20 protein-coding genes are annotated in these 22,068 nt (G+C 62.1%); 5 read left to right on the top strand and 15 right to left on the bottom strand.

Annotation, left to right across the window (positions count from 1 at the left end):
- Positions 1-229: 229 nt before the first annotated feature.
- A complete protein-coding gene (locus AB5Y84_RS04345; protein WP_368176441.1) occupies positions 230-1,171 on the top strand; it encodes a hypothetical protein in 942 nt (313 codons plus the stop codon).
- 80 nt (positions 1,172-1,251) lie between these two features.
- Here AB5Y84_RS04345 and mgtE read toward each other — a convergent pair whose 3' ends face one another.
- The 10 genes from mgtE to argS all read right to left on the bottom strand — a co-directional run bounded on the left by mgtE (position 1,252) and on the right by argS (position 13,167).
- Positions 1,252-2,676 carry a magnesium transporter gene (gene mgtE, locus AB5Y84_RS04340; protein WP_231720956.1) on the bottom strand — a complete coding sequence of 475 codons (1,425 nt, stop codon included), beginning with the start codon at positions 2,674-2,676 and terminating at the stop codon, positions 1,252-1,254.
- A 146-nt stretch (positions 2,677-2,822) separates the two neighbouring features.
- The gene (cysG, locus tag AB5Y84_RS04335) at positions 2,823-4,223 is read right to left on the bottom strand and encodes a siroheme synthase CysG (RefSeq protein ID WP_368176440.1); all 1,401 of its coding nucleotides are present in this window, start codon (positions 4,221-4,223) and stop codon (positions 2,823-2,825) included.
- 12 nt (positions 4,224-4,235) lie between these two features.
- Positions 4,236-5,048 (bottom strand): nitrite transporter NirC, encoded by an 813-nt coding sequence (gene nirC / locus AB5Y84_RS04330; RefSeq protein ID WP_100644790.1) that lies wholly within the window; start codon positions 5,046-5,048, stop codon positions 4,236-4,238.
- A 57-nt stretch (positions 5,049-5,105) separates the two neighbouring features.
- Positions 5,106-5,423 carry a nitrite reductase small subunit NirD gene (gene nirD, locus AB5Y84_RS04325; protein WP_042079916.1) on the bottom strand — a complete coding sequence of 106 codons (318 nt, stop codon included), beginning with the start codon at positions 5,421-5,423 and terminating at the stop codon, positions 5,106-5,108.
- Positions 5,423-7,969, bottom strand: coding sequence for a nitrite reductase large subunit NirB (gene nirB / locus AB5Y84_RS04320; RefSeq protein ID WP_199765762.1), 2,547 nt, complete (start codon positions 7,967-7,969; stop codon positions 5,423-5,425). Before nirB ends, nirD begins: the two co-directional genes overlap by 1 nt.
- A 264-nt stretch (positions 7,970-8,233) precedes the next feature.
- On the bottom strand, positions 8,234-9,562 hold the full coding sequence (hslU, locus tag AB5Y84_RS04315) for an HslU--HslV peptidase ATPase subunit (RefSeq protein ID WP_005340773.1): 1,329 nt from the start codon (positions 9,560-9,562) through the stop codon (positions 8,234-8,236).
- Between the two features lie 66 nt (positions 9,563-9,628).
- Positions 9,629-10,162 (bottom strand): ATP-dependent protease subunit HslV, encoded by a 534-nt coding sequence (hslV, locus tag AB5Y84_RS04310; protein ID WP_005342555.1) that lies wholly within the window; start codon positions 10,160-10,162, stop codon positions 9,629-9,631.
- A 186-nt stretch (positions 10,163-10,348) separates the two neighbouring features.
- The gene (locus AB5Y84_RS04305; RefSeq protein WP_083243790.1) at positions 10,349-10,543 is read right to left on the bottom strand and encodes a DUF1737 domain-containing protein; all 195 of its coding nucleotides are present in this window, start codon (positions 10,541-10,543) and stop codon (positions 10,349-10,351) included.
- Between the two features lie 29 nt (positions 10,544-10,572).
- Positions 10,573-11,418, bottom strand: coding sequence for an SPOR domain-containing protein (locus AB5Y84_RS04300; protein ID WP_005340771.1), 846 nt, complete (start codon positions 11,416-11,418; stop codon positions 10,573-10,575).
- A gap of 3 nt (positions 11,419-11,421) precedes the next feature.
- Complete coding sequence (argS, locus tag AB5Y84_RS04295; protein WP_368176439.1) at positions 11,422-13,167, bottom strand: arginine--tRNA ligase; 1,746 nt, start codon at positions 13,165-13,167, stop codon at positions 11,422-11,424.
- A gap of 310 nt (positions 13,168-13,477) precedes the next feature.
- On the opposite strand from argS, the gene AB5Y84_RS04290 reads away from it, so the two are divergent.
- The 3 genes from AB5Y84_RS04290 (at position 13,478) to AB5Y84_RS04280 (ending at position 15,442) form a co-directional block, all read left to right on the top strand.
- Complete coding sequence (locus tag AB5Y84_RS04290; RefSeq protein ID WP_100652269.1) at positions 13,478-14,044, top strand: LON peptidase substrate-binding domain-containing protein; 567 nt, start codon at positions 13,478-13,480, stop codon at positions 14,042-14,044.
- A gap of 140 nt (positions 14,045-14,184) precedes the next feature.
- Positions 14,185-14,754: a sigma-70 family RNA polymerase sigma factor gene (locus tag AB5Y84_RS04285; RefSeq protein ID WP_005355542.1), complete on the top strand. Its 570-nt coding sequence runs from the start codon at positions 14,185-14,187 to the stop codon at positions 14,752-14,754.
- Positions 14,747-15,442 carry a ChrR family anti-sigma-E factor gene (locus AB5Y84_RS04280; protein WP_368176438.1) on the top strand — a complete coding sequence of 232 codons (696 nt, stop codon included), beginning with the start codon at positions 14,747-14,749 and terminating at the stop codon, positions 15,440-15,442. The genes AB5Y84_RS04285 and AB5Y84_RS04280 overlap by 8 nt, the downstream gene beginning before the upstream one ends.
- 66 nt (positions 15,443-15,508) lie before the next feature.
- Here AB5Y84_RS04280 and bacA read toward each other — a convergent pair whose 3' ends face one another.
- The 5 genes from bacA to galE all read right to left on the bottom strand — a co-directional run bounded on the left by bacA (position 15,509) and on the right by galE (position 20,703).
- Complete coding sequence (gene bacA / locus AB5Y84_RS04275) at positions 15,509-16,324, bottom strand: undecaprenyl-diphosphate phosphatase (protein WP_021230740.1); 816 nt, start codon at positions 16,322-16,324, stop codon at positions 15,509-15,511.
- Positions 16,325-16,439: 115 nt separating this feature from the next.
- Entirely contained in the window at positions 16,440-17,429 is a 990-nt protein-coding gene (gene galM / locus AB5Y84_RS04270) for a galactose-1-epimerase (protein ID WP_368176437.1), read from the bottom strand.
- Entirely contained in the window at positions 17,426-18,574 is a 1,149-nt protein-coding gene (gene galK / locus AB5Y84_RS04265; protein WP_368176436.1) for a galactokinase, read from the bottom strand. The genes galM and galK overlap by 4 nt, the downstream gene beginning before the upstream one ends.
- Positions 18,571-19,629 carry a UDP-glucose--hexose-1-phosphate uridylyltransferase gene (locus tag AB5Y84_RS04260; RefSeq protein ID WP_368176435.1) on the bottom strand — a complete coding sequence of 353 codons (1,059 nt, stop codon included), beginning with the start codon at positions 19,627-19,629 and terminating at the stop codon, positions 18,571-18,573. The genes galK and AB5Y84_RS04260 overlap by 4 nt, the downstream gene beginning before the upstream one ends.
- Positions 19,630-19,689: 60 nt before the next feature.
- Positions 19,690-20,703 (bottom strand): UDP-glucose 4-epimerase GalE, encoded by a 1,014-nt coding sequence (gene galE / locus AB5Y84_RS04255; protein ID WP_368176434.1) that lies wholly within the window; start codon positions 20,701-20,703, stop codon positions 19,690-19,692.
- 202 nt (positions 20,704-20,905) lie between these two features.
- Between galE and AB5Y84_RS04250 the strand changes: the two genes are divergently transcribed.
- Positions 20,906-21,913 (top strand): substrate-binding domain-containing protein, encoded by a 1,008-nt coding sequence (locus AB5Y84_RS04250; protein WP_042081762.1) that lies wholly within the window; start codon positions 20,906-20,908, stop codon positions 21,911-21,913.
- The last annotated feature ends 155 nt before the right edge of the window (positions 21,914-22,068 follow it).

The following is a 22,068-nucleotide window of genomic DNA, read 5'->3' as shown; positions in this document are numbered from 1 at the left end:
TCTCTTTTTTCTCTTCCTTCAGGGCCACCACCCTCGCTGCTTTTCCGCCGTTAGTCACCCTGTCGTCACCGCTGTGCGGTCGGGGCAAGCGGAGCGGTCTGCCGCTCCTGCGAGGCTGTAATGGTTGGTTACAGATCTCCATTCGACTGATAGATGACCTTTCCCTTAAATTCAGCGGCGATTGATTGCATCTAAAAAATTACAAAGCGACAGCAAGGAATAAAAACTCATGAAAATGCACAACAAAGCGCTGCTGGCCATCGCCTGCGCTGCGGCCCTGTCTGCCTGTGACAGCGAAAAAGCTGCCAACAGCATTGCCAAGCGGGTGCCACTGGCCCTGCCGGAGGCGGGTCTTTATCAAGCGAATCTGATGAGCCGCGACGGCGACAAGGCGACGCCGCGCATGATCAAGGGTCTGGATGGTCTGGCGCTGGTCTACCCGAAGGGTGAAACCGTGCAGTACTGGGGTGTCTGGGTGGATCATCAGGTGGGCAAGGTCGAGACCAACAGCCAGTGGCTGGGTCAGGCTGACCAGAAAGCCGACAAAGACGGGATCTACCCGGTGCAGTTGATCCGCAACAGCGAACGGCTCGGCACCAGCACGGCGCTCAGCTCGGTGACCAACGACCACAACCTCATCACCTTCCAGGATCAGCCGGTCATCGATCTGCAGGGCAAGGAGATCAAGCGCTGGGTTTTTGATTTCACCCGGACTGGCACCAAGTTCTCCGACAATTCCCCCATCTATTCCGGTTTCAGCGGTCATGTGGCGGTGACAGCCCTGACCACCAAAGCGGTGACCACGGCCAGCTGGAGTGCCACGGACAGCGATGGCTTCAGCAGCGACATGGTGGGCAAGGTGGATACCACCAACAACGGCGGCAAGCTGACGGTAGCGATCGAGTTCCCGGCGGCAGGTTGTACGCTGGTGGGCGAGGGGAGTGCCGCTGCAGGGTTGAGCAAGCTGACCATGACCGGGTTTGGCAAGTGCAACTTCAAGCAATCCGCTGCCGCCACGCCGATCGAAAACCTCTGGAATGCTGCTCTGGCCCGGGCGATGGATAACAGCGTTGCCTATGTCACCACCTTTACCTCGGATGCCAAAAAAGAGGCGTTGGTCATCGGCTTCCCCGACACCAATGGCTTGCTGATCACCGCTGACAAGCGATAAGCAGCTAACGGCAGGGGTGGGCAAACGCGCCTGAAACAACAAGGGAGCCAGTGGCTCCCTTGTTGTTTTCAACGCACGGTTTACAGCAGGAACAGGGTCGCCAGCCCGAGGAAGATAAAGAAGCCGCCGGTATCGGTGATGGCGGTGATCATCACGCTGGCGCCCACCGCCGGGTCGCGGCCGAGTCGGGTCATGGTCATGGGGATGATGACCCCCATCAGCGCCGCCACCAGCAGGTTGAGCATCATGGCCAGGGTCATCACGGCGCCGAGTGCCGCATCCTGATAGAGCAGATAGGTGGCAATGCCCATGGTGCCACCCCACACCAGCCCGTTGATAAAGGCGACCCCGAGTTCCCGCAGCAGCAGGAAGGAGAGGTTGCCCGCCTGAATGTGCTGCAGCGCCAGCGCCCGCACTATCATGGTGATGGTCTGGTTACCGGTGTTGCCGCCGATCCCGGCGACGATGGGCATCAGGGCCGCCAGCGCCACCAGTTGCGAAATGGTGTGCTCGAACAGACCGATCACCCTCGAGGCGACAAAGGCGGTGCAGAGGTTGATGGCGAGCCAGGCCCAGCGGGTCTTGACCGCCTTGGAGACCGGGGCGAACACGTCTTCATCCTCGCTGATACCCCCCATCCGGCGCAGGTCGGTGTCGCTCTCCTCATAGACCAGATCCACCACCTCTTCGACGGTGAGGCGGCCCATCAGCTTGCCCTTGCCATCCACCACGGCGGCGGAGAGCAGGTCATCCCGCTCGAAGGTGCGGGCCGCCGCTTCGTCGTTATCCTCCGGATCGAAGGTGACCGGATCCCGCTCCATCACGTCGCTCACCAGGGTGGCGGGCTTGTGCAGCAGCACAGTGGTGAGGGCCAGCTCCCCCAGCAGATGGTTGCGGCGATCGATGACGAACAGCTTGTCGGTGTTGGCGGGGATCTTGCCGCGCAGCCGCAAATAGCGCTGCACCGTGGCCAGACTCACCTCGGGGCGGATGGTGATGATCTCGAAGTCCATCATGGCGCCGACGGTGTGCTTGCCGTAGCGGATCACCTCCCGCACCCGATCCCGCTCTTCGGGGGCCATATAGGTGAGCAGCCGCCCCATCAGGTTGCGTGGCAGGTACTGGCCCAGATAGATCTGGTCGTCGATATCCAGGGTGCGCAGAGCGTGCAGCAACTCCTTGTCGCTCATCCCGCTGATAAGGCTGTCCCACACCGTCTCCGACGCTTCGACCAGGATCTGGCCGCGCTTCTCCTCCTCCACCAGCGCCCACAGGGCATGACGCTCATCGGGCGGCAGCGACTCCAGCGCATCGGCGACGTCGGCGGCGGGCAACCCGTTGACCAGCGCGTTGAGTTCGCTGGTCTGATCGCGCTGCTCTGCATCCTGCACCGCTTGCGGGTCGAGCAGGCTGTCGGTGAGGGCATCATCGCGCAGCAGCAGGGTGAGAATGCGGGATCTGTCATCCGCGCGCTGCCGGGCGCTGTTCTTGATGGGAAGAGACATGGGATGAATTCCTGAGATGGTAGCCAAGGGCTCAATGCCCATAGGATACCAGACTTAAAACAACAGGTTATGACCGTGATAGGAGAAGAGGGAGGTAAAAGTGAGGCCACCTGCTGGTGGCCTCATGGTGAATTGCCGATGATCCCTCAGGCGAGTGCTGGCTGGCGCTGCGGGACTTTGCCAAACCAGGCGAGCCGGTCGGCCAGCGTCACCACCGAGCCCACCATGATGAGGGCAGGACTCTCGACCCCCACCGCCAGCGCGGGCAGCTCATCAAGGGTGCCACGAATGACCCGCTGGCAGGGCTGGGTGCCGCGCTCGATCAGCGCCACCGGGGTGTTGCCCGCCTTGCCGTGGGCCAGCAGCTGCTCGCGGATGGTGGCGCAGGATGAGAGCCCCATATAGAACACCAGCGTCTGCCGATCTTTGGCCAGCAGCGGCCAGTCGAGATCCCGGGCGCCCCCCTTGCCGTGGGCGGTGACGAAGCGCACGCTCTGGGCGTGATCGCGGTGAGTCAGCGGAATGCCGGCGTAGGCGGCGCAGCCGCTGGCTGCGGTGATGCCGGGCACCACCTGAAAACCGATGCCGCTGCCGACCAGCGTCTCCAGCTCCTCGCCGCCACGGCCGAAGATAAAGGGGTCGCCCCCCTTGAGCCGCACCACCCGCTGGCCCTTTTTCGCCTCCTCCAGCAAGAGCTGGTTGATCCCCTCCTGCGGCACGCAGTGGTTGCCCGCCTGCTTGCCGACGAAGATCCGCTTGGCATCCCGGCGCACCAGCGCCATCACCTCGTCGGAGACCAGCCGGTCATAGACCACCACGTCGGCCTGCTGCATCTGGCGCAGGGCGTTCAGGGTGAGCAGACCCGGATCACCGGGACCGGCTCCCACCAGCACCACCTCGCCAGCGCTCTGGCTCTCGTCGGCAAACAGGTTGTCGGCCAGCTGGTTGGCAGAGGCGCTATCGCCCCGCGCCAGCGCCTGACCGAGTCGGTCCGCCCCGAGCAGCCGCTCCCAGAAGCGGCGCCGCTCTCCCATGGTGGCGAAGCGGGCCTTGACCCGCTCCCGCAGGCTGCCGGCAAAGGTCGCCACGGCCCCCAGATGTTGCGGCAGCAGGGCTTCCAGTTTTTCCCGCAGCAAGCGGGCCAGCACAGGCGCCTTGCCGCCGGAGGAGATGGCCACCATCAGCGGCGAGCGATCGATGATCGACGGCATGATGAAGCTGGAGCGTTTCGGGTCATCTACCACGTTGGCAAAGATCCGCGCCTGATTGGCGCTCTGGTAAACCAGCGCATTCACCTCGCGCCGATCGGTGGCCGCCACCACCAGCCACTTGCCCGCCAGTTGCTGCGGCACAAATTCACCGGCCAGCCACTCGATGCTCCCGTTGGCAGCCAGTTCCGCCAGCTCGGGGTCGAGCTCGGGCGCGACTACTGTGAGCTGGGCACCGGCATCCAGCAGCAGGCGCGCCTTGCGCTCCGCTACCTCGCCGCCGCCGACCAGCAGCACGGGTTTGTTGTCGAGTCGGCAAAAGATGGGCAAGTAGTCCATGGGGCCTCCTGATCAGGCGGTTTGGGTCTGGCTGGCGGTGCTGGTGGTCTCGCTCATCGCGACCGGGCGCTCAGCCTTGGGGGTGGCATACCAGTAGCCGAGGCCCATGAAGAGGGCGCCGGAGACGGTGTTGCCCAAGGTCACCCACAGCAGGTTGTGGCCGATGCCGCCCAGGGTGTAGGCCTCGGAATGGGCACCGAACCAGGAGAGGGCGAACAGGGTCATGTTGGCGATGGAGTGCTCGTAGCCGGAGGCGATAAAGGCCAGCAGGCACCACCAGATGGCGATGAAGCGGGCGGCCCCTTCGGTGCGCAGTGCCATCCAGATGGCGAGGCAGACCAGCCAGTTGCAGAGGATCCCCTTCATAAACAGGGTCAGCGCCGGTGCCTGGGTCTTGGCCAGCGCCACCTTGTGGGCCAGACTGCCTGCGTCCGGCAGCAGGCTGCCGCCGTAGGAGTAGATCAGCGCCACCACGATGGAGCCAATCAGGTTGCCCGCCCAGGTCTGCGGCAGGATACGCAGCAGGTCGGCCATGGTGATCTTGCCCGCCTTCACCCCGAAGGTGAGGAACATGGTGTGGCCAGTGTAGAGCTCGGAGCCAGCGATGATCACCAGGGTCAGGGCGATGCCGAAGGTGGCCCCCATCACCAGCGGCCGGATGGCGGGATCCACCAGATTGCCGAGGGTGAAGATGAGGATGATGCCGAGGCCCACATAGGCCCCCGCCATGGCGGAGCTGAGCCAGAAGCCGAGCTTGTCGCTGCGCTCGAAGCGGTTGATGCGTGCCGCGTTGGCGGCGCACTTGTTGATGGTTTCCGTGTACATCTTGTGAGTCCTTGAAAGGGCTGCCCTCAGGCAGCCCGAAAGAGAGTGAAATCGGCTTTAGACGGCGACCCAGACCTGCTGGTCGCGCACTTCAACGGGATAGCTCTGCACCGACATCGCAGGATTGTCGAAACAGTGGCCATCGCTCAGGCGAAAGCGCTGCTTCTTGAGCGGGCTGGCGACCCAGAGTTCGCCGTCGTGTTCGCAGATCAGGCCCCGCGACAGCACGTTGGCGGCGAAGAAGGGGTCCCGGTTGTCGATGGCGAACACCTCGGCCGCCGCGTTCGGGCGAAACAGGGCGATCTGGCGCCCCTCGATCAGAGCGCAGACACCGGTTCCCGGCAGGATATCGTTGAGTTGGCAGGCTAATTTCATCATTTGGTTTCCACCTCGATCTGGTAGACGGGGATGCGCTCGGCCGGGGTCGCCGGTCGGTGCTGGTCGCGCTCGGCAACGAACTGAACGTCCGGATCGCGCTTGTCGCTGTTGATGAAGTGGCTGAAGCGCTTGAGCGCCTCCTCTTCGTTGAGGGTGCGCGACCATTCGCACTCGTAGCTGTCGATGAGAGTCTGGATATCGCGCTCCAGCGTGTCGGCCAGTCCCAGCTTGTCGTCGACGATCACCTCGCGCAGGTAGTCGACGCCCCCTTCCAGATTGCCGAGCCAGACCGAGGTGCGCTGCAGTTTGTCGGCGCTGGTGACGTAGAACATCATAAAGCGGTCGATCAGCTTGATGAGGGTCTCGCGGTCGAGGTCAGACGCCAGCAGGTCGGCATGGCGCGGTTTCATGCCGCCGTTGCCGCCCACATAGAGGTTCCAACCCGCATCGGTGGCGATGATGCCGACATCCTTGCCCTGCGCTTCCGCACATTCGCGGGTACAGCCGGAGACGCCGAACTTCATCTTGTGCGGGGTGCGAATCCCCTTGTAGCGGTTCTCGAGGAAGACCCCGAGGCCAACGCTGTCCTGCACGCCGAAGCGGCACCAGGTGCTGCCGACGCAGGTCTTGGCCATGCGCAGCGCCTTGGCGTAGGCCTGACCGGTCTCGAATCCGGCCGCCAGCAGCTTGCGCCAGATGGCCGGCAGATCATCCTTCTGGGCCCCGAACAGGCCGATGCGCTGGGCGCCGGTGATCTTGGTGTAGAGCTTGTAGTCGCGGGCCACTTCGGCCACCGCCAGCAGCCCTTCCGGAGTCACTTCGCCACCGGCCATGCGCGGGATGACGGAGTAGCTGCCGTCCTTCTGCATGTTGCCGAGGAAGATGTCGTTGGTGTCCTGCAGCGGGATGTTGCGCGGGCTCAGCACATGCTCGTTCCAGCAGGAGGCGAGGATGGAGCCGACGGTCGGTTTGCACACCTCGCAGCCATAGCCCTGACCGTGCTTGGCCAGCAGCTCGTCGAAGCTCTTGATCCCCTCCACCTTGACCAGATGGAACAGCTCCTGACGGGAGTGGGGGAAGTGGGCGCAGAGGTGGTTGTTGACCTCGATGCCCTGCTTAACCAGCTCGGCGTTGAGCACCTGACTGATGAGCGGCACGCAGCCGCCGCAGCCGGTACCGGCCTTGGTCTGCTGCTTGATGGCGGCAAGGGTGGTGTGACCCTCGGCCACCGCCTTGGCGATGTCGCCCTTGGAGACGTCGAAGCAGGAGCAGATCTGGGCGCTTTCCGGCAGGGCATCCACCCCCAGCGTCGGCTTGGCACCGGCGTAGGCGGGCAGGATCAGGGTGTCCGGGTGGCTCGGTAGCGGCAGGGCGTTGAGCATCATCTGCAGCAGGTTGCCGTAATCTTCCACGTCACCCACCAGCACGGCGCCGAGCAATCGGCTGTTGTCTTCGCTCACCACGATCTTCTTGTAGACGCCGGCTTGATCGTCCTGAAACACATAGCTGTGGCTGCCCGGGGTACGACCATGGGCATCACCGATGGAGCCGACGGAGACGCCGAGCAGCTTGAGCTTGGCGCTCATGTCCGCCCCCTCGAAACGGCTGTCGCCGCCGAGCAGGTGGTCGACGGTGATCTGGGCCATCTTGTAGCCCGGCGCCACCAGCCCGAAGAAGCGGCCCTGCCAGGCGGCGCACTCGCCGATGGCATAGATGTCGGGGTCGGAGGTGAGGCAGTGATCGTCGATGACGATACCGCCGCGCTCAGCGATGACGAGATCACCGTAGCGGCCCAGGGTATCTTGCGGGCGAATGCCGGTGGAGAAGACCACTACGTCTACTTCCAGCTGGCTGCCGTCGGCAAAGGCGAGGCGGTGCTTCGCCTGCTCACCGCCATGCATCAGGATCTCGCTGGTGCTCTTGCTGGTGTGTACCTGCACGCCCATGGATTCAATCTTGCGGCGCAGCAGCTGGCCACCCTGACCGTCGAGCTGCTCGGCCATCAGCACAGGAGCAAACTCCACCACGTGGGTCTCGAGACCCAGTGCCTTGAGGGCACCTGCCGCTTCAAGGCCAAGCAGACCGCCCCCGATCACCACCCCGCTCTTGCCGCTCTTGGCGGCGCTGCGGATGGCTTTCAGATCCTCGATTGTGCGATAGACGAAGCACTCGTGGTGCTGACTGCCCGCAATGGGCGGCACCCAGGGGTAGGAGCCGGTGGCCAGCACCAGCTTGTCGTACCCGACCACAGTGCCCTTGTTGGAGTGCACTTCGCGGTTGGCCCTGTCGATTTTTTTCACCGCTTCGCCGAGCAGCAGGCGGATGCCGTGCTTGTCGTAGAAGCCGGGTTTGACGAGGGAGAGATCTTCGCTGGTGTGATGGGAGAAGTAGGAGGAGAGATGGACGCGATCGTAGGCGGGACGGGGTTCTGCACCGAAGACGGTGATCTCGTAGCGGCCCGGCTCGGCCCGCTCGATCAACTCTTCGATGAAGCGGTGCCCCACCATGCCGTTGCCCACAACGACCAGTCTGACTTTGCTCATGATTGCCTCTAGTTTGGAGTAATAAAACATCATTCTGGGGCTAGGCTACCCAGTCAGTCGGGGCGGGCAATTGATGCAAATCAAGTGTCTATTTATATATCTCGTCAGGGGTAATTCGATAAAATTCAAAGATATACAAAAATAGGTATACCAGTTGAGTGTCTTGCTGCTGGGTGCGAGTGGGATATAGAGAGGAGGGCGCTGGGTCTTAAAATGCAAAACGCCCCCATTTCTGGAGGCGTTTTTTTACAAACAGAACTGCGCTTACAGAATAAAGCGGCTCAGATCCTCATCCTCGACAAGCGCACCGAGATGGGCGTTGACGTAGTCGGTGTCGATGACAAAGGTCTCGCCGGACTTCTCGGAGGCGTCATAGGAGATATCTTCCATCAGGCGCTCCATCACGGTGTGCAGACGACGGGCACCGATGTTCTCGGTACGCTCGTTGACCTGCCAGGCCGCTTCGGCCAGACGGCGGATGCCATCCTTGGTGAACTCGATGTTGACCCCTTCGGTGGCCATCAGCGCCTTGTACTGATCGGTCAGCGAGGCGTTCGGTTCGGTCAGGATGCGCTCGAAGTCATCGGTGGTCAGGGCGGTCAGCTCGACCCGGATCGGCAGACGGCCCTGCAACTCGGGGATGAGGTCGGACGGCTTGGCGATCTGGAAGGCGCCGGAGGCGACAAACAGGATATGGTCGGTCTTGACCATGCCGTGCTTGGTGTTGACGGTGCAACCTTCAACCAGCGGCAGCAGGTCGCGCTGTACCCCTTCACGGGAGACATCGGGGCCCGAGCTCTCACCACGCTTGCAGATCTTGTCGATCTCGTCGAGGAAGACGATGCCGTTGTTCTCGACCGCAGCGATCGCTTTCTGCTTCAGCTCTTCCGGATTGACCAGACGGGCCGCTTCCTCTTCGATCAGCGCCTTCATGGCTTCTTTGACCTTGATCTTGCGCTTCTTCTTCTGGTTCTGGCCCAGGTTCTGGAACAGCCCCTGCAGCTGGTTGGCCATCTCTTCCATGCCCGGCGGGGTCATGATTTCGACGCCCATCGGGGAGGCGGAGAGCTCCAGCTCGATCTCCTTGTCATCCAGCTGACCTTCGCGCAGTTTCTTGCGGAAGATCTGACGGGTGTTGGAGTTGTCGGCTTTCTCTTCCTCACCCCAGGTGTTGCGCGGGTTGGGCAGCAGGGCGTCGAGGATGCGCTCTTCGGCGGCTTCCTCGGCGCGATATTTCATCTTCTCCATCTCGGTTTCGCGCACCAGCTTGATGGCGGCATCGGTCAGATCGCGGATGATGCTGTCTACTTCCTTGCCGACATAGCCCACTTCGGTGAACTTGGTCGCTTCCACCTTGATGAAGGGGGCGTTGGCCAGCTTGGCCAGACGACGGGCGATCTCGGTCTTGCCGACACCGGTCGGGCCGATCATCAGGATGTTTTTCGGGGTCACTTCATGGCGCATCTCTTCGTTGAGCTGCATCCGGCGCCAGCGATTGCGCAGGGCAACGGCAACGGCGCGCTTGGCATCGGCCTGACCAATGATGTGTCTGTCCAGCTCGTGGACGATTTCTCTCGGGGTCATCTCGGACATGATGGTGTTCCTGTATCCGGGGCGGGCAGTGCCCGCCCCTTGGGAAATAGGGTTTGGCTGGCGGCCTTACTTGGCAGCGTAGTCCAGCACTTCGATGGTGTGGTTGCCGTTGGTGAATACGCAGATGTCGCCCGCAATCTTGAGGGACTTCTCGACAATGGTCCTGGCATCCAGCTCGGTGTTTTCCAGCAGCGCGATGGCGGCGGACTGGGCGAAGTTGCCGCCGCTGCCGATGGCTATGAGATCGTGCTCCGGCTGCACCACGTCACCGTTGCCGGTGATGATGAAGGATTTGTGTTCGTCGGCCACGGCCAGCAGCGCTTCGAGACGGCGCAGGGCGCGATCAGTGCGCCAATCTTTGGCCAGCGCCACGGCGGCGCGCTCCAGATTACCCTGATGGGCCTGCAGTTTTGCTTCGAAACGCTCGAGCAGGGTGAAGGCGTCGGCGGTACCGCCAGCGAAACCGGCCAGCACCTTGCCGTTGTAGAGACGATGAACCTTGCGGGCGTTGCCCTTCATGACGGTGTTGCCAAGAGAGACCTGGCCATCGCCACCGATGACGACCTGACCGTTGCGGCGAACTGAAACTATGGTAGTCACTTTACTTACCTCGCTTGAGCCGAATGACGGCCTGACTGTGCATGGCAAGAAAGATGGGGATGGCAAACGGGCTTTTCAACCCTGCCTTTGGTCGGGATAAACGGGGTAATAAAGAGCGTGGGTGCGAGTGACACCAAAAGAACAGGGCCGGGTGTTGCCACCCGGCCCAGCTGCAAACTATCCGCATTATTTTGTTTCAGACCAGACTACCGCTTGGCACACGATCACAGTTTGGCCATTGAACGTCGCCGAGGGAGAACCATACAGCGTGTAGCCTTGAGCTAGTGCCTCGCTGACACGAAAACAAAATGTCGCGTCATCAGGCCCAGTAATTAAGCGGTAAACCGGAAGGCCATTTGGTGGCTGTTTCGAATTTGTCATGCTCTGGTTCTCCTGCTGGTGACAGTATGCTAACCCTTCTTGGGAATGCAGCCGCTGATGCCGGAGCTCTGCAGCTTGCTGTTGGCCGCGTCGGCGGCCGCCTTGCCGTTGAAGGGGCCCACCATCACCTTGTAGACGGTGCCGTTGGCGCCATTGATCACCTGCAGGCTGGAAGAGAGGCCGGCGGTGAAGGCGATACGCGCCTTGAGCGACTCTGCGGAATCCTGCGAGCGCAGGGCGGCGCACTGCATCATGTAGCGACCGCTGTCGGCGGCTGCGGTCTGGGCTGGCGGGGTCGCCGCTTTGGCCTTGGCCGCTTCGGCGCGCTCCCGTTCCAGCTCGGCACGGATCTCTCGCTCCATCCGTTCCCGTTCTGCCTTGCGGTCGATCACCTGCTCTTGCGCGCTGGCAACCGGTGCACCGGAGGTGGAAGGGGTGGTCGCCGGATTGGGCTGATAGGGCTTGGGCTGGCCGATAGGTGTTCCCGGTTGGGGAATGTCGGTCGGCACCGGCTGCGGCAGTTTTTCCGGTTGCAGGGTCATGGTATCTGCCGGTGGTGGCGGCAGCACACCTGGCTGGGTCGGCGGCTCTATGATATCGACCTGCTTGTTCTCAAGCCGTTCGATGTAGCTCCACTTCTCCTGAGGCAGCCCGTTATTCTGCGCTTTTGGCTTGTTGGCCTTTACCTGCTCCTCGATGGTGGGGGCGTCGTTGCCCTTGCCATTGATCATGTAAAGGAAGCCACCAAAGCCTGCCAGCAGTGCCACGACCAGCAGCACTGGAATAACAGGAAAGCGGCGAGGGGCCGCTTTCTTGGTATTGCGGCCACCCGCCCGACGTCGCGGGCGGCTGCCGACATAATCCCGGGTTGCCATCTATTACATGCGCTCCAGGGTATGGATGCCCAGTACGCCGAGGCCCAGTTTCAGCACCTTGGCGGTGGCGGCGCACAGCAGCAGACGGCTCTGACGGGTTGCCTCGTCCACGCCATCCTTGTTGATCGGGCAGGCTTCATAGAAGGTCATGAAGTTGCCGGACAACTCGTACAGGTAGGTACAGAGCAGGTGCGGCATACCTTTGTCGGCCACGCCGTTGACCGCGTCGGAGAACTGGATCAGCTTCTGGGCCAGCACCTCTTCGGCCTCTTCGTTCAGGGTCACGTTACCGGTCAGCGTCTCGGCATCGATGTTGGTCTTGCGGAAGATGGACTGGATACGGGTGTAGGCGTACTGCAGGTAAGGGGCAGTGTTGCCTTCAAACGACAGCATCAGATCCCAGTCGAAGATGTAGTCGGTAGTGCGGTTCTTGGAGAGATCCGCATACTTGACCGCGCCCATGGCGATGGCGTTGACCACGTTGGCCTTCTCTTCGGCAGAGAGGTCGCTGTTGCGGCTCTCCAGCAGGGCGGCGGCGCGCTCTTCGGCCTCGTTCAGCAGGTCAACCAGCTTGACGGTGCCACCGGAACGGGTCTTGTAGGGACGACCATCCTTGCCCAGCATCATGCCGAAGGCGTGGTGCTCGAGCGGCACGGATTCCGGCACATAACCCGCCTTGCGGGTGATGGTCCAGGCCTGCATCAGGTGCTGGTGCTGACGGGAGTCGATGAAGTACATGACACGGTCGGCGCCCAGAGTTTCATAACGGTATTTGGCACAGGCGATGTCGGTGGTGGTGTAGAGGAAACCGCCATCGCTCTTCTGGATGATGACGCCCATGGCCTCGCCATCCTTGTTCTTGAACTCGTCCAGGAAGACAACGGTAGCGCCTTCGCTCTCGACCGCCAGCCCCTTGGCTTTCAGGTCGGCCACGATCTCCGGCAGCATGTCGTTGTACATGGACTCGCCCATGATGTCCTTGTTGGTCAGGGAGACATTCAGGCGGTCATAGTTGATCTGGTTCTGTTCCATGGTCATGTCGACCAGCTTCTTCCACATGGTACGGCAGTACTCGTCGCCGCCCTGCAGCTTGACCACGTAGTTACGGGCACGCTCGGCGAAGGCTTCGTCTTCGTCGTAGCAACGCTTGGCCTGGGTGTAGAAGGCTTCCAGATCCTTGAGTGCCATGTCGCTGGCGTGTTCGTTGGACATCTTCTCCAGGTAGGCGATCAGCATGCCGAACTGGGTGCCCCAGTCGCCGATGTGGTTGGCACGGATCACTTTGTGGCCGAGGAATTCCAGCGCGCGCGCAGCTACGTCACCGAGTACGGTGGAACGGATGTGGTGCACCGCCATCTCTTTGGCCACGTTAGGGGCGGAGTAGTCCACCACCACGGTTTGTGGCGCGGGCAACCGTACGTTGGCGTTGGCAGAGGTCACCATGGCTTCGACCTGACCGGCCAGCCAGCGCTGGTCGAAGAAGAAGTTGATGAAGCCGGGGCCGGCGATCTCGACCTTGGCGATCAGGTCGGAGGCAGGCAGGTGCTCGATGATGGCAGCCGCCAGCTCACGGGGATTCTTGCGGGCTGGTTTGGCCAGCAGCATGGCCAGGTTGGTAGCCAGGTCGCCGTGAGCTTTTTCCTTGCATCGGTCTACTTGCACGCGGGCTTCCAGGTCTGCCGGCAGGACGCCTGCTGACTTGAGATTGGCTACCGTTTGTTCAAGTAGATGATGAATATGCTCTTTCATAACTGACCACCAAGGTTGCGCGTCGAAAAATGACTGATATATAAGGGCGTGAATTTTACCCGCATCGGCCCGAGAAAACTATAGGGATGACCCGCCGCTCGCTGTCGGGCGGATATTTCACTGCGTTTAGCGCCATATTCCAGAATATTGGGCGGAAATTACGGTGCTTATCCATTTCTACTGCATATCGAAGCGGCTTGTCCAGGCTATTTTCCCCTGATTGTTAAGGGTTTTTCCTTTCCGATGACGGGAATGATCTCCTCCCTCTGGCCCGGCGTATCAACAGGGGTTCCCAACCGAGGAGTTTGCGATGCGACTGGCGCTGTTTCCCCTATCTGCCCACCTGCTGCCCGGCGGCATCATGCCGCTGAGGATCTTCGAACCGAGATACCAGCGGATGATCGCCGAGGCGGGGGAGTCCGGCTTTGCCCTCTGCATGGTGGACCCTCGCCAGCCCGACGCCTTGCGCAACATGCTGCCCATCGCCACCCGGGTCACCATCATCGATTTCGACCGGCTGCCGGACGGCATGCTGGGGATCACAGTGCAGGGGATGGAGCGGGTGCAGATAGAGGATCTGTGGCAGGAGCAGGATGGCCTGCGTATCGGCGAGGTGACGCCGCTGACGGCTTGGCCGCCCCGCCGGCTCCATCCCGATCAGCAACCGCTGGTCGAGGCATTGCGAGAGGTGTTTGCCGACTATCCCGACTACGCCGCCCTCTATCCCGCCCCCTGCTGGGACGATGGCAACTGGGTGGCCCAGCGCTGGCTGGAGGTGCTGCCGATCCCCCCCGAACAGAAGCAGCTGCTGCTGGCCGCTGCCGACAATCAGCCCGCCATCGCCCTGCTCAAGGGGGTACTGGTGGCCAGTCACTGATTTTTTCTGACCCGCTGATCCGCCACTGCCGCAGCGTCGTACAAGTCATCACCACAGCATGTTCGACAGCACACCAAAGGGATGGCGCAATGGCATATACTGGCCAACCACACTCGACCATACGCAGGACTTCGCCCGTGATGGATAACCCGGATGGCGACCTCAAATCTCTGCTGATCAGGGTGGCAGAGCAGGCCGACAAGGCTGCTTTTGCCCGCCTGTTCCAACACTTTGCGCCGCGTATTCGCAGCTACGGCCTGCGCCACCTCGGCAGCGAAGCCAACGCCATGGAGCTGGTGCAGGAGACCATGCTGCTGGTGTGGCAAAAGGCGCGCCTCTACCACCCCGAGAAGGGGGCGCCGACCACCTGGATCTACACCGTGATGCGCAACCAGTGCTTCGACATGCTGCGCCGTCGTCGCGCCAGCAAGGAGGATCTCTGTGCCGAGGAGCTGTGGCCGGTGCTGGAGTTTCAGGCCGAGGAGGAGCACCTGAGCGGCGGTGAGGATGCGGTGCTGACCCGTCAGATGGCCCACTATCTGGGCACCCTGCCGGAGCCGCAACAGCAGGTGGTGCGCGGCATCTATCTGCAGGAGTTCTCCCAGCAGGAGTTGGCGGAGCGACTCGGCGTGCCGCTCGGTACCATCAAGTCCCGCCTCCGGCTGGCGTTACAGAAACTGAAAGAGCAAGTGGAGCAAGGCCATGATTAAAGCCCATCCGACCGACCCTATGCTGCGCGCCTTCGCCGCCGACGAGCTCCCTCTGCCGCTGGCGGTGGGGCTCTCCGCCCACTGTGAACTCTGCCCCGATTGTGCTGCCCGACTGAAGACATTCGAAGAGGAGCTGGCGCAGCAATATCTTGCCTCGCCAGCAGAGCCCGAGCTGGACTCCCGCGATGAAGCGGGACTGGACGCCGGATTCGACGCCATGCTGGCGGATATTCTGGCGCAGCCGCTGGCAGAGCCCCTCTCCGAGCCAACACATGACCAGCCCCGAACGCAGCACGGCGAGCTGGAGGTTGCCGGTCACGCCTACCGTTTGCCACGGGTGCTGGCCCGCTACCGTTCGCCCAAGTGGCGCCATATCGGGGCCATTCGTCAGCAGAGTCTGCCGCTGGACGAGATGGGGGCACGCGCCAGCCTGCTCCATATCGAAGCGGGCGGCCGCATCCCCGAGCACACCCATCAGGGCTATGAGCTGACCTTGCTGCTGGCGGGCAATATTCAGGATGGCGATACCCTTTACAAGGCGGGAGATTTCATCTGGCGCGATGCCAGCCACTCTCACAGCCCGCATACGCCGGACGGTTGCCTCTGCTACACCGTGCAGGATGCGCCGGTGCAGTTCACCAAGGGGCTGTCGCGGCTGCTGAACGGCATCAGCCAGCACCTCTACTGAGCACCATGACGCCATAGAAAAAGGGACCAGATTGGTCCCTTTTTTCATTTCATTGCTGGCTGCCGGTCAGGCGACAAACACCAGATAGACGGCGAATGCCACGATAAAGCGGTAAATGGCGAACGGTATAAAGTCGATGCGGCGGATCAATGTCAGGAAGGTCTTGATCGCAAACATCGCCACCACGAAGGCGGTGATAAAGCCCACGGCAAACATCGGGAAGTCGGCCATCGAGAGGAAATCGCGGCTCTTGTAGAGATCAAGCCCGCTGGCTGCCACCATCATGGGCACCGCCATGATGAAGGAGAACTCGGCGGCGGCGTGACGACTGATCCCCATCAGCATGCCACCACTGATGGTGGCGCCGGAGCGGGAGAAGCCGGGCCACAGGGCCAGACATTGGAACAGACCGATGCCGAACGCCTGCTTGTAGCTGATGTCATCCAGGGTTTCGGCTGTGACTGCAGGGCGGAACTTCTCGGCGATGATGAGCAGGATGCCCCCCGCGACCAGCGCGTACATGACGGTCTGCGGACCAAACAGGTTGGCCTTGATCCAGCTGTGGATGGCCAGACCGACCACAATGGCGGGCATCATGCCGAGGATGACGTGGATCAGCGATAGGGTGGCGTGATCCCGGGACGGCTTCTGGCCAAAGTGGATGCCAATCAGACCAAACAGGCGGCGCCAGAAGACGGCGACTACGGCGAGGATGGAGCCAAGCTGGATCACCACTTCGAAGGTGGCAGCCTTGGGCCCTTCAAAGCCCAGCAGATGGCCGACGATAATCATGTGGCCGGTGGAGGAGACGGGGAGGAACTCGGTCAGCCCCTCGACGACGCCCAGAATAAAGGCGACCAGCAGGCTATAGGTGTCAGTCATCGAACAAACAATCCTTAACTTCGTTGATGTAAAAACGCCCCGGGAGGGTCTCGGGGCGGCTTATCTTGCTCGATAGTGACTGCCGAGGCTATGTAAAAATCATGAAACCTTTAAGTCAGTCGCGGATAAAACGGTAGCGGGTTTGGTGGTGATAACGCCCGCCCGGCATCAGCCAGGGGTTGCCCAGCTCGGGGCGATTGGGGCTGTCCGGCAGCTGTTGCGCCTCAAGACAGAAGCCGTCGTGATCCCGGTGCGACAGGCCGCTGCGGTTCGGGGTATTGGCCAGCCAGTTGCCGGTGTAAAACTGCAGCGAGGGTTGGTTGGTGTAGACCTCCATCGCCAGCTGCCTGTCCCCTGATACCACGCGAGCAGCCCACACTTGCGTTGGGCCGTTGAGCACAAAGGCATGATCGTACCCCTTGGCTTGTTGCTGCTGGGGATGACTCAGCCAATCCTGCCCGACAAGGCGCTCTTGGCGCAGATCGAATGGCCCCTCCACCGGAGTGATGGTGATCGGCAAACCGCTCGGGTCGGTCGGCAGGAAGTGGTCGGCATTGATGCTGATGAGGTGGTCACGGATATCGCCGCCATCGGTTTGCCCATCGAGATTGAAGTAGGCGTGGCTGGTGAGGCTGACCGGCGTAGCGGCATCTGTGCTGGCGATGAAATCCACCACCAGATCGCCCTGCTCCAGCCGGTACTCCAGGGTGACCCGAAGATTGCCGGGAAAGCCCTGATCCCCCGCCCGGGAGAGCAACGCCAGCTTGACACGATCCGCTTCCCGCTCCTTGATTTGCCAGCGCTGGCGATGAAAGCCAGCCTGCCCGCCGTGCAGACAGTTGGGTGCCTGATTGGCATTCAGCGGCCAGTGCTCGCCATCCCGCACCAGCTCGGCACCGCCGATGCGGTTGGCAAAGCGTCCTGCCACCGCACCCAGCCACACCTGCTGGGTGGGATAGGCGTCGTCGGCACAGCCCAGCAGCACTTCACGCCGTTTGCCCGCCACCGGCAGGGTGAGGGAGGTGAGGGTGGCGCCGAAGTCGAGGCCGCGCAGGCGCAGCCCCTCTTCATTTTCCAGCTCGAACGGGGTCATGGCGCTGCTCATAGCTTGCCTGCACCGGCGCTGGCGCGGCAGACGTAGCAGTCGGCCTTGAGGCCCGAGATGGCCGGATACTCCGCCTCGACGGCGGCAATCACCTCGGCCACTTTCTCCGGGCGCAGCAGGGCGACCACGCAGCCGCCGAAGCCGCCGCCAGTCATCCGCACGCCGCCATCGGTGCCGATTTTAGCCTTGATGATCTCCACCAGCCCGTCGATGGCGGGCACTGTGATCTCGAAGTCATCGCGCATGGCGGCGTGCGATTCGGCCATCAGCTCGCCGAGGCGGGTCAGATCGTGGCTTGCCAGTGCATCGGCCGCCGCCAGGGTGCGGGCGTTTTCACCGACGATGTGGCGGGCACGGCGATAGCAGGCCTCATCCAGCCCGGCCTTGCCCGCTTCCAGTCCGGTCAGGTCGAGGTCGCGCAGCGCCTTGACTCCGTAGTGACGGGCGGCCGCTTCGCACTGCTGGCGGCGGGTGTTGTATTCGCTGTCCACCAGACCGCGACGCACATTGGAGTTGACGATCAGCACCGCCAGATCCGCAGGCATGGGGATGAGACGGGTCTCCAGCGAGCGGCAGTCGAGCAGCAGGGCATGATCCGTTTTGCCGCTGGCGGAGATCATCTGATCCATGATGCCGCAGTTGCAGCCGACGAACTTGTTCTCCGCCTGCTGACCGTTGAGGGCGATCTCGGCCTGGCTGATGTCGAGCCCCAGCGCCTCTTTGAAGGCCTGACCGATGGCTACTTCCAGCGAGGCGGAGGAGGAGAGGCCTGCTCCCTGCGGTACGTTGCCGGAGACCACCAGATCGAGGCCGTGCAGGGCATAGCCGCGCTCTTGCAGATATTTCACCACGCCGCGGATGTAGTCGCTCCAGCGTTGGCTGGGGTGGTGCTCGATGGGCTGGTCGAGGTCGAACTGGTCGCGCTGGTTGTCGTAGTCGGCGGCGATCACCTGCACTTGCCTGTCATTGCGCAGGCCAATGGCGACGCAGGTCTCGTAGTCGATGGCGCAGGGCAGCACGAAGCCGTCGTTGTAGTCGGTATGTTCACCGATGAGGTTGACGCGGCCGGGGGCGCGCACCAGCAGATCGGGCGCTTTGGCAAATTGCTCGGCAAAAACGGTGCTGACGCGTTGGCTGGGAGTCATAGGGCCTCCTCATTGGTGTGGCTGGTCTGGTTGTAGTGAACGGGGCTCAGGGCACGCAGCCGCTCGGCAGCCTGCTCGGGGGTAAGGTCGCGCTGGGTTTCGGCCAGCATCTCGAAGCCGACCATGAATTTGCGCACGGTGGCGGAGCGCAGCAGTGGCGGATAGAAGTGGGCATGCAACTGCCACGCCTCGGGGCAATCCGATTTGGGCGGTGCAAAGTGCCAGCCCATGGAGTAGGGGAAGCTGCACTCGAACAGGTTGTCGTAGCGGCTGGTGAGCTCCTTGAGCGCCACTGCCAGATCCTGTTGCTGGGCCTGGGTCATATTGAGCATGGAGGGGACGTGCGCTTTGGGCAGCAGCAGGGTTTCGAACGGCCAGGCGGCCCAGAAGGGAACCACGGCAAGCCAGTGCTCGGTCTCCACCACGATACGCGAGCGATCCGCCAGCTCCCGCTCCACATATTCCAACAGCATGGGGCGGCCATGCTCGGCCAGCCAGTCGCGCTGGTGCTGCTCTTCACGGGCGATTTCGTTGGGCAGGAAGTCGCTGCCCCAGATCTGGCCGTGGGGGTGCGGGTTGGAGCAGCCCATAACGGCCCCTTTGTTTTCAAAGACCTGCACCCACTCCCACTGGGCCGACAGCTCGGCGACCTGATCCATCCAGGTGGTGAGCACCCCCTCGATGGCGGGCAGCGGCAGTTCGGGCAGGGTTTTGCCGTGGTCCGGCGAGAAGCAGATGACCCGGCTGGTGCCGCGGGCGGCTTCCAGTTTCAGCAGGGGATCGCTGGCGCTATCGGCGGCCGGAGTATCCTGCATCAGAGCGGCGAAGTCGTTGGTAAAGACAAAAGTGCCCTTGTAGTCGGGGTTGATGTCGCCAGTGACCCGGGTGTTGCCCGCGCAGAGGAAGCAGTCGGGATCGTGGGCCTGTTTGGGGGCCTGACTCACCTTCTCCACCTGTCCCTGCCAGGGGCGTTTGGCCCGGTGGGGGGAGACCAGCACATACTGGCCGGTCAGCGGGTTGAAGCGGCGATGGGGATGATCGACGGGGTTGAACATCATCTCTCCTGAGTAAGGTATTGAAAAATAGAGTCGTTTATTACCGGGGAGCAGGCAGGCCTACTCCTCGTAACCGCTCGGATTGGCGGATTGCCAGCGCCAGCTGTCGGCGCACATGGCGTCGATGTTGCGGGTCGCCTGCCAGCCCAGTTCACGCTGCGCCTTGGCCGGATCGGCCCAGCAGGCGGCGATGTCGCCCGGGCGGCGCGGTTCGATGCGAAATGGCAGCGGCTTGCCACAGGCTGCAGAGAAAGCGGCGACCAGCTGCAACACGCTCTGGCCCTCGCCGGTGCCCAGGTTGTAGGTGTGCACGCCACCCTTGCCGGCACAGTGTTGCAGCGCCTTGACGTGCCCCTCGGCGAGATCCATCACGTGGATGTAGTCGCGCACGCCGGTGCCATCAACAGTTGGGTAATCGTTTCCAAAGACCGACAGGCAGTCGCGACGGCCGATGGCGACCTGAGTGATGTAGGGCATCAGATTGTTGGGAATGCCTTGCGGGTCTTCACCCATGGTGCCCGATTCGTGGGCGCCGACCGGATTGAAGTAGCGCAGCAGGGTCATGCTCCAGTGGGGTTCGGCCAGCTGCAGATCTTCGAGGATCTCCTCGATGATCAGCTTGGATCGCCCGTAAGGGTTGGTGGCGCTGCGAGGGAAATCCTCGCGGATCGGCAGGCTGGCGGGATCGCCGTAGACGGTGGCCGAAGAGCTGAACACCAGATTGTGCACGCCAGCCCGCTTCATCGCCTGCAGCAGGGTGAGGGTGCCGCCGAGGTTGTTCTCGTAGTAATCCAGTGGAATGCGGGTCGATTCACCGACCGCCTTGAGGGCGGCAAAGTGGATCACCGCGTCGATCTGCTGCTCGGCGAAGATCCGGTCCAGCAGAGCCCCATCGCGAATATCCCCTTGATAGAACAAGGGTTGCAGGCCGCTGATGGCGGCGACTCGGGCCAGCACGCTGCGCTTGCTGTTGCCGAGGTTGTCGACCACCACGGGATTCATGTCTGCCGCTTGCAGGGCCAGACAGGTGTGGCTGCCGATATATCCGCAACCGCCGGTGACCAGAACGTTCATCTTGCTCTCCACTGAAAAAGTGTCTGGAAGCAGTCTAGCCGAGGGTGTGGCGACCAAACTGTGAGCTTGCTTGCAAAATAGTGTAAACGATTACACTGTTTTTATGGTCATCCTGACGGCAGATATGCGTTTCACCCCTGTTTTCAATGGGTTTGCTGGGTATAATGGCGCTCTATTGCACAGTGAAAGAAGTGAAAACAGCATGAGCACCATCAAGGATGTCGCCCGTTTGGCCAATGTGTCGGTGGCAACGGTTTCACGGGTGATGAACAACTCCCCCAAGGCCAGTGCCGCGTCTCGCGAAGTGGTGCAGAAGGCCATGGCCGAACTGGGCTACACCCCCAACGCCAACGCGCGGGCACTGGTGAGCCAGACTTGCGACACCATGGGGGTGGTGGTCGGTGATGTAGCCGATCCCTTCTTCGGTGCACTGGTGAAGGGGGTCTCCGGCGTGGCCGTCGAGCAGAACCTTCACCTGCTGATGGGTAACGGTTTTCACAAGGCGCGTCAGGAGCGTGAAGCGATCGAGCTGCTGATCGGCAAGCGTTGCGAGGCGCTGGTGGTGCACAGCAAGGCGCTGAGCGACGAGGAACTTTACGATTACGCCATGCGGGTGCCCGGTATGGTACTGATCAACCGCGATATTCCGGCCCTCAGGGGACGCTGCATCGCTCTCAACAACCGGCTGGGGGCGGCTACGGCGACTCGCCACCTGATCGAACTGGGTCACCGCCATATCGCCTTTATCAGCTCGGATCACGCCATCGAGGATGCCACCTTGCGTCTGCAGGGGTATCAGGATGGGCTGATGGAAGCCGGTCTGGCAGCCGATCCCGAGCTTATCGAGAGTGGCACCCCGAACGAGGAGGGGGGCGAGCGCGCCATGCTCAACCTGTTGGCCAAGGGGCTCAAGGTGACCGCCGTGGTGGCCTATAACGATGCCATGGCGGCGGGCGCCATCTCGGTGCTGGCGGACAACGGCCTGCGAGTGCCGGAGGAGGTTTCGGTGGTGGGCTTCGATGACATCATCTATGCCAGATACCTGAGGCCCAAGCTCTCCACCATGCGCTATCCCATCGAGTTGATGGCGGCCCAGGCGGCCAAGCTGGCCATTCAGCTGGCGGCGGGGGAGAGTGACGCGACCCAGAGCAGGATCTATACCCCCACCCTGATCAATCGCCACTCGGTGGCACCGGTTCGGGCCGGATAGCCCCCTTTTGCGGCCCTGTTCGGGGCCATTTCTTGCACAGTTATTGTTTTACCTATTTTTAATCATTTTTACTCCGCTTTACTTAACAAAATTAGTGTAATCGTTTACATCTGTGTGAGCGAGATCGCCGTTCCCTGCGTCATACTTCTCTAGAC

Source organism: Aeromonas sp. s11 (assembly GCF_040907945.1).
Classification (GTDB): Bacteria; Pseudomonadota; Gammaproteobacteria; order Enterobacterales; family Aeromonadaceae; genus Aeromonas; species Aeromonas veronii.
Note: the sequence above shows the minus strand (reverse complement) of the source record. Positions and strands in the feature narration are given on the sequence as shown.